At 37.1% G+C, this 12,988-nt stretch carries 6 protein-coding genes; 2 read left to right on the forward strand and 4 right to left on the reverse strand.

Features of this window, described 5'->3' with window-relative positions; translation table 11 throughout:
• Positions 1-143 precede the first annotated feature (143 nt).
• The 3 genes from VBZ51_RS14415 to VBZ51_RS14425 all read right to left on the reverse strand — a co-directional run bounded on the left by VBZ51_RS14415 (position 144) and on the right by VBZ51_RS14425 (position 8,061).
• A complete protein-coding gene (locus VBZ51_RS14415; protein ID WP_416577384.1) occupies positions 144-3,452 on the reverse strand; it encodes a VCBS repeat-containing protein in 3,309 nt (1,102 codons plus the stop codon).
• Between the two features lie 109 nt (positions 3,453-3,561).
• Positions 3,562-5,046, reverse strand: coding sequence for a RagB/SusD family nutrient uptake outer membrane protein (locus VBZ51_RS14420; RefSeq protein WP_074673456.1), 1,485 nt, complete (start codon positions 5,044-5,046; stop codon positions 3,562-3,564).
• A gap of 18 nt (positions 5,047-5,064) precedes the next feature.
• Positions 5,065-8,061 carry a SusC/RagA family TonB-linked outer membrane protein gene (locus VBZ51_RS14425; RefSeq protein ID WP_416577385.1) on the reverse strand — a complete coding sequence of 999 codons (2,997 nt, stop codon included), beginning with the start codon at positions 8,059-8,061 and terminating at the stop codon, positions 5,065-5,067.
• Positions 8,062-8,394: 333 nt separating this feature from the next.
• On the opposite strand from VBZ51_RS14425, the gene VBZ51_RS14430 reads away from it, so the two are divergent.
• The gene (locus VBZ51_RS14430) at positions 8,395-10,530 is read left to right on the forward strand and encodes a thioredoxin domain-containing protein (protein WP_416577386.1); all 2,136 of its coding nucleotides are present in this window, start codon (positions 8,395-8,397) and stop codon (positions 10,528-10,530) included.
• Positions 10,531-10,645: 115 nt separating this feature from the next.
• The gene (locus VBZ51_RS14435; protein WP_416577387.1) at positions 10,646-11,839 is read left to right on the forward strand and encodes a DegT/DnrJ/EryC1/StrS family aminotransferase; all 1,194 of its coding nucleotides are present in this window, start codon (positions 10,646-10,648) and stop codon (positions 11,837-11,839) included.
• Between the two features lie 12 nt (positions 11,840-11,851).
• Here VBZ51_RS14435 and ribB read toward each other — a convergent pair whose 3' ends face one another.
• Complete coding sequence (gene ribB / locus VBZ51_RS14440) at positions 11,852-12,988, reverse strand: 3,4-dihydroxy-2-butanone-4-phosphate synthase (RefSeq protein WP_071341941.1); 1,137 nt, start codon at positions 12,986-12,988, stop codon at positions 11,852-11,854.

The raw sequence follows: 12,988 nt of genomic DNA on the forward strand, positions 1-12,988 counted from the left end.
GGCATTCAATTATAGAAATAAGAAAACCTTAGGTAACCTTCATAATTATAGGTTCGTTTTATCTTCCCCCTATGTAGTACAAGGTGTGAATGCTATAGTTTTTTTAAGTCTCTACTATGTTTTAAATAACGATAACCTTTTCGTTATTTCCATCTTACAAATTGTAAATAATCATTGTTTTTGGCTGCAAGAATGTATTTGTCTTGACTTCCTTTTTGTATGATACCCATAGCCTTTACGTCACCAGGTATAAACAAACCACTATCATTAGCTGAAACAGGAGAAAAATCACCTTTGCCATTGCCTTTTAAGAACAAGCCGTAGCCAGCATCATTACGTGGGGTTTCTACTTCAGATACCAAAAGGTTTCCGGCCAATAGAATATCCAGATACCCATCTTTGTCATAATCGTTGACCAAAATTTCGTTTACACTTGATATTTGGGCTTCTACGGGCAGTTGATGTACTATAAACTTACCGTCCTTATTTTCTAAGTACACGCTTGCAAATGACTTTACTTGGTAGTGAAGTGATGATTGCAATGAACGTTCAGTATAAACATCTTCTAACGTAGCTTCTGCAAAGCTCTCATAGTTTTGGAATTTCTGTTTTATCGCCGGGATTTGTTGAGATGAACATTCACGCCCTCTTAAAGGATATTGCTTTCCGTCATTGTAGTAGCTCAATACTATATCGTCTTTATTATCCTTGTCAAAATCGTTAACAAAGATGTCAAAGGTTTCGTTTTCAGTTGCTTTGTATTTATAGTTTAGGCCATTATTGCCAACTACATAATCCATATCACCGTCTTGGTCAAAATCACCTTGTTCAATACTCCACCACCAACCGGTAGTGTCAGAGCTTAGCCCCATATCTTCAGAAACTTCTATAAATCCGTCAGGAGTGTTTTTAAATGCTTTAATTGGCATCCATTCCCCAACAACAATAATGTCTTTTCGGCCGTCTTGGTCAAAATCAGTAATTACGGCACTGGTTGCCATTCCTAAGTTCTTAAATGCATTTGGCTGTAATTTTTTGTGCACTTGAAATTTTACGCCATTGTCATTACTTATATTTTCCAAAATATAACTACTTGCAGGGCTAGGATAATTACCTGGTACTTGTCTGCCCAAAACTAAAAGGTCTTCATCACCATCATTATCAAAATCGGCATTGTATGCCTTAGAACCACTGGAAATGATATTTGGCATAAGGGTTTCTGGTACCTTGGTAAATTCACCGTTTCCATCATTGAGGTACAATCTGTCTCTAAGTAAATTGTCGGTTTTTGTAAACTCATATCCACCACTTACCACATAAAGATCTTTATCACCATCGTCATCGGCATCGAAAAATAGAGCTCCAGTGTCTTCACTTAAAATATCTTCGTCAAGAAAAGAACTGCTCTGTTGTACAAAACCGGAATCATTTTGTATAAATAATGCACCTTTTTGTTCTGCAGATCCGCCGATATAGTAATCGTCCAATCCATCTCCGTTAACATCGGCAATGGCTAAAGCGGGACCAAAAGCTGACATTTGGTGAGGTAAAAGAACTTGCGTAGCAAAATCATCATGGTAATTTTCAACATGCTTGTATTCCGGAAAAAATTGGGTGGTATCCGTAGTAAATATTCTTGGGGATTCTGTAGTAGTGGTAGCTATTTTAGTCGCTTCTTTATTTGCGAAAGTTAGTTTTTGGTTGCTATTTATATTTTTTTTGATTTCTTCCTTACCATTGTTCCAAACTACTTTGATTTCGTCTATTGTGGTATGTTTACCAACACCAAAATGTAATTCTGGAGCTACAGATGACTGAAAACCTCTAGATAAGGTGAGTTCTTGTACTTGGGTTACACCATCTGTAGTAACATAGACCCTGTTGCCCAGACCCATAGTGTTCTCATCATCACTTTTAAAATTTACGGTAACGAAGTTGTTGGTTTCAGAACTATTGTTTTTAAATACCGAAGCTTTATCATCTATGTTGTTGGTAATGATTTCAAGATCCCCATCATTGTCTAAATCTGCGTAAACAACCCCATTAGAAAAACCCTTGTAATCTATTCCCCAAATGTCATTTGCCATTTCAAAATCTAGATTGCCATTATTTCTAAAAATGAAATTCTCTATTTTTTCTGAAGGTATACTGTTGCTCAGTTGGAGTAGGGTATCTTCTTTGATTTTTATTTTATCTAATTTATTAAAGTAGTCATTGTTATTGATTTCTTTTCTTGTTCCGTTTGATACGAATAAGTCTTTATTGCCATCATTGTCAAAATCAGCGAACAATGGTCCCCAACTCCAGTCAGTAGATGAGGTGCCGGTAATTCTAGATACGTTTGAAAAATGTGGGATGCCATCTGTGTAAATACCTGAATTAAGTTGCATACAATTATGCATGTATTGGTAATGAAAACCAGCATTGACAACTGCCCAAAATAAGTTTGGATTCATGCTGGCCATATTTGCTTTTTTTCTTCGGTTGCTTCTGGCATCCATATCTACTTGGAAAATATCTAGATTGCCGTCATTGTTAATGTCTGCTATATCTGTTCCCATACCATAGAAAGCAGTATGTGCTGTAGCTTCTTTAACCACCTCTTTAAATGTACCGTCTTGGTTGTTGATATACATAAAATCTGGTGAGTTGAAATCATTGGAAACATAAAGGTCCGGCCAGGTGTCGTTATTTATATCACCTACGGTAGCACTTAATGTTAAGCCAAAATTTTTAAGACCGGCTTCTTCTGTTACATCGATAAATTTATTGCCGTCATTTCTGTATAAGTGATCGGACTCTGAAGACTTTGGGTTCTTCATTTTAAAGGAATAGTAGAATGTAGGAGACGTAAAGTTGGTAGGAGGGTAGTTGGCAACATAGACATCTAAATCGCCGTCCTTGTCATAGTCAAAAAAAGACGCTTGTACACTGTTACCATTATCGGCAAGCCCATATTCGGCAGCTTTCTCGGTAAAAGTGCCATCGGTATTATTAATGAACAATTGGTTTTCTTTTGGAGAGAATTTTCCACTTACGGAGCAGTAAATGTCCAGAAATCCATCTCCATTTATATCTGCCATGGTAACCCCCGTGTACCAGCGGTCATCACCAGCAACACCTGCAGTGGCGGTTATATCTTCAAATTGCAAATTACCTTTATTGAGGTATAATTTATTGGAAACTTGATTTCCGGTAAAAAAAAGGTCTGGCAGCCCGTCATTATTGATGTCACCTGTAGCAACGCCACCACCCATATATAGATAAGCATAAGTGAAATAGTTTAGGGAATCGTTTTCGGTAAGTACATTACTAAAATCAATTCCGCTTTGGCTAGCATCTAAGCTTGAGAAAATTTTGCCATTAACGGCCTTGGTTTTTTCACTACAGCTTATATATACAAATAAGCCCAATGAGCAAATAAATAGCCTAAGAGCAATTGATGATTTCATAGGATCAAATTTAATTTTCAAAATAAGGTATTCTTAGCAAGTATATAGAAAAAGCAGCATGTTTTAACATGCTGCTCCAATCAAACTAAACTAACTCAACATAACTCTCTTAATAACCAGGGTTCTGGTCTGCCGCCGTTATGTTTTCATTTGAGGATATTTCTCTATCCGGTATGGGCCAAAGCTCATTTTTTCCGGTTTGAAAATTAGTCCCTGCCAATTCTGTGTCGGTCAAATTCCATCTTAAAATGTCATTAAAACGTACTTGCTCTCCTGCCAATTCCACTTTTCTTTCATGAACAATAGCCTCAAACACTTCAGCTTTAGAAAGACCGTATGGCAAATCATCCAATGTTGCTCTTTCACGAACTTCATTGATCAAGTCAATAGCATTATCTTGAGAACCTACTTCGTTTTCACATTCAGCTTTCATCAATAACACATCTGCATAGCGTAAATATTTAAAGTTTATGCCAGACTCTTGATCTTCGTTGGCATCTTTGTAATAGTTCTGGTATTTTTTCCAACCAGCTCTTCTTTGGTCACCAGCAGTCAACATTTCGGCTGTAACCACTCCGCCAGCAAACGTATCGCCTACAGAATAAAAACTACCGGCATATCTTGCATCGCCATCTTCAAACTCATCTAACAAATCATTTGATGGAAAAACATTGAACCAATCATTAAAACCATATTCTTGACCTCTAAAAGTAGCTTCGTTTGGACCTGCACCCGTAACCGATGAGTCCCATTTTGCACTTGCCCCCAAAGCATCATCATATTCAATTTCAAAGATAGATTCTACACCATGTTCGGTTTCCTCCGTGAAATTGTCAAAATAATTTGGTTCTAGTGAGTAGCCCGAAATTTTATTGAATTCTGCTAATGCCAAAGCATGTTCTCCTCTGTATAGGTATACTTTCCCTAATAGTGCGATGGCCGCACCTTTAGTGGCTCTACCATTATCTTCTTCACTTTTGTCCAGTAAACTAGAGGAGGCTGCTTGTAAATCTGATATGATCAACGCATAAACTTCATCGGCAGTTGACTTGGCAACCCCAACCGTAGTTGTAGGTATTTCAGTAATTAAAGGCATATCTCCAAATCTGGTTACCAAAAGAAAGTTATATAGCGCACGTAAAAATTTAGCTTCACCAATAAACTTTTGCTTGGTAGCGGTACTAACCAAACCTTCATCTATGGCGTTGATAGCTTCTTCATTACCAATTACAAAATTTGCTTTGTTGATGCCTCTATAGCAACTTTCCCAGTAGTCTGCAATAGGACCGTGGCTAGAATCAAAGGAGAAATCTAAATATTGCCTTTTGTCCGCTTCTAATTGCGGATTACCATCATTTTCATGAGACATGTTGTCTTGTGAGAAAAACATATGTCTGCTGTATAGTCCTCGTGTTTGCAAATTTGCATATGCCGCATTGACGGCAGATTGAACTTGGGCTTCTGTCTTAAAAAATGTATCTGGGGATAGACCGTTAGGGTTTACCAGTTCCAGATCATTTTCGCTACACGCATTTATGATCACCAAAGCGGTGAATAGCGCGAATGTTGAAAAAATTATTTTTGTCGATTTCATATTTCTTTTCTTTAACAATTAAAATGATACTTGTAAACCTATTAAGTAAGTCTTAGGCTGTGGATAGGCACCTCTATCAATACCATACTCGAATAAATCACCATTACCAACTTCTGGATCTAAGCCCGAGTAGTCTGTTATAGTTATTAAGTTTTGACCACTTACATAGATTCTAAACTTTGAGAATAGTTCACTACCAAATGCATTGCTAGGTATGGTATAACCAATGGTCAAGTTCTTTAATCTGGAAAAAGAACCATCTTCTACAAAACGATCGGATAATTGTAGGTTTTGTGGAGCTCCGCCTGCTCTAGGAATAGTTGTTGACGGGTTAGTCGGTGTCCACCTATCCAATACACTTACGCCTGAGTTAAATAACCTTGGCATACCCTCTAGGTCATAGATGTTGGTGTTGTAAAGGTCTCTTCCATAAATTCCTGTCCAGAACATATTGAAATCCCAGTTTTTATAATCAGCACTTAAGTTTAGACCATAAGTAAGATCTGGTAATGGATCACCAATAATTGCCCTGTCTTCTGAAGTAATGTCGCCATCGTTATTTAAATCTTTAAACCTAATATCGCCCGGCTGTACCGTAGTTTGATCTGGGTTTGCAGTAAATACAGCGTCCACTTCAGCTTGGTTTTGATAAATACCATCTGTAACTAGACCAAAGAAGTGAAATAAAGATTCGCCCTTTACAACTCTTGTAATATTCTGGTTTTCAAAATTACCGCCAACTAGTTCATCTACACCACCTAACGATAATGCTTCGTTTGAGCTTGTAGAAAGGTTTAAGTTTGCAGACCATTTAAAGTCACCTTCAAAGTCATTGAACCCTAAACTCAATTCAAAACCTGTAGTTTCAACAGATCCAACATTTCTTACTTGACTACCTTCATTAATACCCAAAGATGTAGAGGTAGGTACTCTAATAAGAAGATCGTCACTTCTATTTTCATAATATTCAAGAGCTGCGGTAAACTTGTCGTTTGCAAAACCTAAATCTACACCAACGTTAAGTTGTCTTGTTTCTTCCCACTTTAAATCAGGATTTTCAAGTCCGAAGGCTGTAGTACCAACAGCATTGGAACCAGCAATAGGATATAGGAAGTTGTTGACCAACGTGGCACTGTATAGGTAGTTATCAATACGGTCATTACCAGAGTATCCTAAACTACCTCTTAATTTTAAGGTGCTAACATTGGTGTTTTCCATGAAATTCTCTTTTGCAATGTTCCATCCTAAGGCATAAGAGGAAAACCATCCCCAACGATTATTCGCCCCAAATTTGGCTGATGCATCACGTCTTAAAGAAACTGCGGCAATGTATTTGTCATCGTAGTTGTAGTTCAATCTACCTAGAAAACCCAATCTGTTATACTCAAATGAAGTACTCTGTAAACTAGAATCTTCATTAGAAAGTTCATCTATTTCATCTGAAACAGAATTTCTGCTATTGGCATTTAAACTGGTGCCTTGACTTTCAAATTTTTCTGAAAGTAATAATGCCTCAAAATTGTGGGCATCGCCAAATGTAGTGTTGTATGTTAAGCTATTGGTGAAAATTATAGTTTGTCCTGCCGAGTTGTTTTTGGTAATAGATGCGAAAGCTTGCTGGTGGGTACCACCTAAACTGTCATCATTGTAAGAAGGTATAAATCTATCACTTGTTCCTTTGTAATAATCTAAACCAACCTGCGATTTAAACTTTAATCCTTCTATAATATCATACTCTGCAAAAATGTTACCTACCAATGCAAAAGTGTTATTAACGGCATTACCATGCTTTAATATTCTCACTGGGTTTTCTGCATCTTGTCCGTCACCCGCACTATTTGGTCCTTGGAAACCTCCTAAGTTGTTAGAGTTGTAAACAGATAAATAGGGGGCAGCTTTAATTGCATGCTCTAAAAGTGAACGATCACCAATACCAGTTGGATCAGGATTTTGCTTATTGAAATTGATCGACATGTTTTGACCTAATTTTAGTTTGCCAAAGGTGAAGTCGCTATTTGCTCTAAAAGAATATCTCTGAAAACCAGTTTCGATAATGATACCTTCTCTTTCAAAATAACCACCTGAAATTCTAAAATTACTTGTTTCACTACCGCCAGAGGCAGCCATATCATAGCTTCTAATTAGACCTGTGGTGTAAATCTCATCTTGCCAATTGGTGTTTAAGCCTGATGTAGAAGAAGGTGTATTAGGTACTATGCCCCAAGCGTCACTTGCATATTGTAAATATTGTTCTGTATTCAGAACATTATAACGTTGGTTGTTCTGCTGAAAACCGGTATGTGCATTAAAAGATAATTGTGTTTTACCACTTTTTCCTTTTTTAGTAGTTACGATAATAACACCGTTAGAACCTTGTGCACCGTATACAGCAGTGGTTGACGCATCTTTTAATACGTTAATGGTTTCAATGTCGTTTTGGTTTATGCCTGATAGGTTTCCTACAATTACACCATCAACAACAAATAATGGAGAGTTATTGCCAAAGGTTCCCAGACCTCTAATAGTGATTGATGGCTCTGAACCTGGTGCACCTGTATTTACAACAGAAATACCTGCAGCACGACCTTGTAAGGCTTCCGTGGCATTAGCAACGGGAACTGCATTTAAATCTTCGGATTTTACGCTAGATATGGCTCCTGTTACTGCAGCCCTACTTTGTGCGCCATAACCAACGACTACAACTTCATCTAAAGCTTGAGCGTCTATTTCCATTGATACAGTAATGGAAGATTGCCCGTTGATAGAAATTTGTTGAGAAACGTAGCCAATGTAACTAATGGATAATGTACCGTTAGATGGTACGTTGGATAATGTGAAATTACCATCAAAATCAGTTTGTGTACCATTTGTTGTACCCGTCACTACAACCGATGCCCCAGGGAGCGGAGTCCCTGTTTCATCAGAAACTACACCAGAAATGGTAGAAGTTTGTGAGTGGGCCAATTGCCCCAACATTGCAATAAATGCAATGAATGTCATTTTGAGTTTAGTCATAATTAATTAAGTTTTAAGTTGTTATTTAGGCGTATTCAATTCTAGGAATACACCACTCAACAAATATAAATTGAGGCTGTTACGGGCAGTAAAACAAATGAAGCGAACTCTAGTAATTATGAAGCAAACGGCAAGTGGTTAATAGGGATACGGTAATATTGTACGGTATTTTTTACGATAATGTTATTTTATAATTAAGTGACTTATGTAATTCTTATTTAAAGTATTTATTATTGTTTATTTGATAATGAGGGTCTGGTGAATTCTTCAAAATATGCAGGTGTAAAGTGGTATATAAATTAAATATATCTTTGGGAACCTTATTGATTATCTATGATGTTTAAAAATTGGATTTTAGTGTTCGTTTTTACAGGTGCTTTATTAGCATGTAAAAATCAAAATAAGAATACAGATTTAAGTACGGAGAGTGAAAATCACCAATTCACCAATGAACTAATAAAGGAGACCAGTCCTTATTTATTACAACATGCTCATAATCCTGTAAATTGGAAACCATGGTCATCTGAAGCTTTTAAAAAAGCGGCAGATGAAAATAAACTCGTAGTCTTAAGCGTGGGGTACTCTACTTGTCATTGGTGTCATGTTATGGAGGAGGAGTCTTTTGAAGACTTGGAGGTCGCCAAATTAATGAATGAGAAGTTTGTGAGTATTAAGGTGGATCGTGAAGAACGGCCAGATTTGGACATGGTGTACCAAACGGCCCTTCAACTGGTCAATGGTACTGGTGGGTGGCCAATGAATGCCATTATTATGCCCAATGGGAGCCCTGTTTTTTTGGGTACTTACCATGAAAAGGAGAATTGGAAAAATATTCTTCTAAAATTCAGTACCGAATATGAAAAGAACCCGGAGAAAATGCAAGAATATGCCACTATGCTTTCAGAAGGTGTTCAGGAGGTGTATAATCAACCTGCAAATCAAATAGCTAATGCTATATCGCCAAACATAATTGAAAACGGTATATCTAGCTGGTCTAGTTTATGGGATAATGAGTGGGGAGGAAACCAAGGGGAGCAAAAATTTATATTGCCTACCAACTTGATAATGTTGTTAGATTATGCCGTGCTAGAACAAGATGAAAATGCTAAAAATCATGTGCTTAAGACATTGAACAGTGTAGTGCATGGTGGAATTTATGACCATGTGGATGGTGGATTTTTTAGATACAGTACCGATCATATGTGGAAAGTTCCTCATTTTGAGAAAATGTTATATGATAATGCACAATTGATCAACCTGTTATCTAAGGCGTATAAACTTACAGGTAATGAAGAATTTAAAGTGGCAGTAGAGGAGACCTTTAAATTTTTACATACCGAAATGAGAAACGAGCAAGGGGGCTACTTTAGCGCTATGGATGCAGATACCGATGGGGAAGAGGGCTTGTATTATATCTGGAAGAAAGATGAATTGCAAGATTTGCTTCAAAATGATTTTGAGCTCTTTGCCCAATATTATGGAATTGTAGATGGTGAAGTTTGGGAAGATGGGAATTTTGTATTGAACAATAAAATTTCAAAAAGTGAATTTTTACAGACTAATACATTAAATGAAGAACAGCTGAATGAAAAACTTGGAAAATGGAAGAAACTTCTAAATCATGCAAGACAGAAAAGAACAAAGCCAAAAAAGGATTATAAAATATTGACCTCATGGAATGCTCTTTTAATTGATGGTTATTTAGAAGCTTATAAGGCATTTGGCGATGATAATTATTTAAACGAGGCTATTTCCGTTTTTAATTATCTCACAGCTAATAATTATACCAATGGGCAATTGGTACATTCTTATACGAAAGATAGTAAGCAGCGAGAAGTGTTTTTAGAGGATTTCGCGTTTCTAGCAAAGAGTGCATTCTCTTTATTTGAAGTGACAATGGAAACCAAGTATTTGGATCTTTCAAAGGAGCTGATGCAAAATGCGGAACAGAAATACAAAAGCAATTCGGTATTATATTACTATAATATAGCTAATGACTTGGTTCCTAGTATCATTAATACTTCAGATGGTGTTGTGCCTTCCGCCAATGCCATAATGGCTCAGAACTTTCTAAAAATTGGTCATTTGGAGTATAACACCGATTATTTGCAAAAAGCAGAAACCATGGGTGCATTGATAACTTCAGATTTTGAGAACCATGCCGTTAGTTATGGTGCCTGGGGCTCTTTGCTTTTGCAGCAAGCATATCCTTTTTATGAAATTGTAATAGTTGGTGAGAATGCTGAACAATTGTTATCGCAAATGAGCAAGACCTATATTGCCAACACCATATTGGTGGGAAGTAAATCGGAAAGTGAAATTTCTTTGTTTAAGGATCGCTATATTGATGAGGATACGTTTATATATGTATGTCAAAATAACACCTGTAAATTACCGGTAAAGACAATCGATGAAGGGTTTCAGCAAATGGTTTCCTTTGGATATAAGGGATTTAAGGGGAGCAATTAAATAGTATTTCCTTTTTATAGTTTTCATTGGTCATATTTTTAAAGATGATGTAAGCTAAACTTTGCTTTTGATGATAATTTAAATAAGATTTGTAGTACAATAAAAAATAGATAGCATGCCAGGTTTTGAGTTGTTTGGGGAAAAGGAAAAAAGTCAAGTTCAAGATGTTTTGGATTCGGGGGTATTAATGCGTTATGGTTTTGACGGTATGCGTAACAACCACTGGAAGGCTTTGGAACTAGAAGCGGCACTGGCAAAGCGAATGAATGCAGGTTATGCACAGTTGGTAAGTAGTGGTACCGCAGCATTAACGGTTGCCCTGGCTAGTGCAGGTGTTGGAGCGGGAGATGAGGTAATTATGCCAACTTTTACATTTGTGGCTAGTTTTGAGTCTATTTTGGCTATAGGGGCCGTACCTATTTTAGTTGATGTCGATGATACCTTGACCTTAGATCCGGTTGCCGTTGAGAATGCAATAACCGAGAAAACAAAGGTGGTGATGCCGGTACATATGTGTGGTTCTATGGCAGATCTAAAGGCATTAAAAGCTATTTGTGATAAACATGATTTACTATTGTTAGAAGATGCTTGCCAGGCAATAGGAGGTAGTTTTGACGGAAAGCCCTTGGGTAGTTATGGTGATTTGGGTTGTTTTTCTTTTGATTATGTAAAAACGATTACTTGTGGTGAAGGCGGGGCCGTTATCACCAATAATGTAACATATAAAACCAATGCAGATCATTACTCAGATCATGGTCACGATCATGTAGGAAATAATAGAGGTACTGAAGAACATCCTTTTTTAGGTTATAATTATAGAATTTCTGAATTGAACGCGGCCGTAGGGTGCGCTCAAATAGAACGCTTAGATGATTTCTTGGCCATACAGAAAAAAAATTATGCAATAATAAGGGAAGAACTTAGTGTTCTGCCAAATATTGAGTTTAGAAGAGTACCGGTTGGGGGCGTAGAAAATTATTCGTTTATATCGTTCTTTCTACCAACTGCGGAATTGGCAAAAAAAGCACACACGGCATTAGGTGAAGCCGGTGTAGATGCTTGTTTTTATTGGTTTGATAATAATTGGCATTACTATAAAAAATGGGAGCATTTAACTTATAAAAGATCTTTAGGTAAATTACCTCAAGAGGTTGTTAACCAGTTGCCTGACTACTCAAATTCTGATTTTTCAAAATCGGATGCTTGGGTAGGTAGAACAATATCATGTCTAATTAAACTAAGCTGGACCGGCGAACAGGTGGCTGAACGTGCGGCAACAATGAAACAAGTATTGGCAAAGTTTGCTTAACCTAATTATTACTTAATAAGATACGTATTCTACAATCTCCAATCCGTAACCTACAATACCTACGCGTTTAGCTTGGGTGCTATTGGTCATTAATCTCATTTTATGAATACCTAAATCATGTAGTATTTGGGCTCCTATACCAAAGTCTCTATTGTCCATTTCAATTTTTGGAGCTTTTTGAACACCTTGTTTTTGTAATTCTTTAAGCTCTTTTAGCCTTGAAAGTAGGTTCATTGATTCTGAATCTTGATTAATGAATACTATGGCACCTTTGCCTTCATCATTAATTTTTTGAAACATCTGTTCTAGCTGCTCATCTGGATTATGGGTTAAGGTTCCCAGAATATCATTATTGATCAACGTAGAGTTTATTCTCGTCAAAATCTTATCGTCAGATGACCATGTACCCTTTGTTAGTGCAATATGAACATGATTGTTTGTGGTTTGCTTATATGCCCTTAATCTAAACTCACCAAAACGGGTTGTGATATTGAAATCGGTTTCTTTATTGATCAGACTGTCATGTTCCATTCGGTATGCAACAAGGTCTTCTATGGAAACAATTTTTAAGTCGAATTTTTTGGCAACATTTACCAGTTCTGGCAAACGTGCCATAGTACCATCTTCATTCATTATCTCAACGATAATTCCGGCAGGTTTTAATCCGGCCAATCTTGCAAAGTCTATAGCGGCTTCTGTATGTCCTGTTCTTCTTAATACACCACCTTCTTTGGCAACCAATGGAAATATATGCCCAGGTCTTGCTAAATCATGCGGTTTGGTATCGCTCTCAGTCAAAGCTATAACCGTTTTTGAACGGTCACCGGCAGATATGCCCGTAGTAACTCCTTTACCTCTTAAATCTACGGAGACGGTAAACGCCGTTTCTAAAGGGTCGGTATTGGTGCTTACCATCATGTGTAGACCTAAGTCTTTGCAGCGACCTTCGGTAAGTGGTGCACAGATTAGACCTCTACCATGTGTAGCCATAAAATTGACCGTTTCTGGTGTGGCCAATTCGGCTGCAGCTAAAAAATCTCCTTCATTTTCACGATTTTCATCATCTACAACGATAATTACTTTACCGGCGCGAATGTCTGCAATCGCTTCTTCAATACTATTCAATTTAATATCACTCAAATCTTTCAT

The organism is Maribacter sp. HS, assembly GCF_048059195.1.
Lineage (GTDB): Bacteria > Bacteroidota > Bacteroidia > Flavobacteriales > Flavobacteriaceae > Maribacter > Maribacter dokdonensis.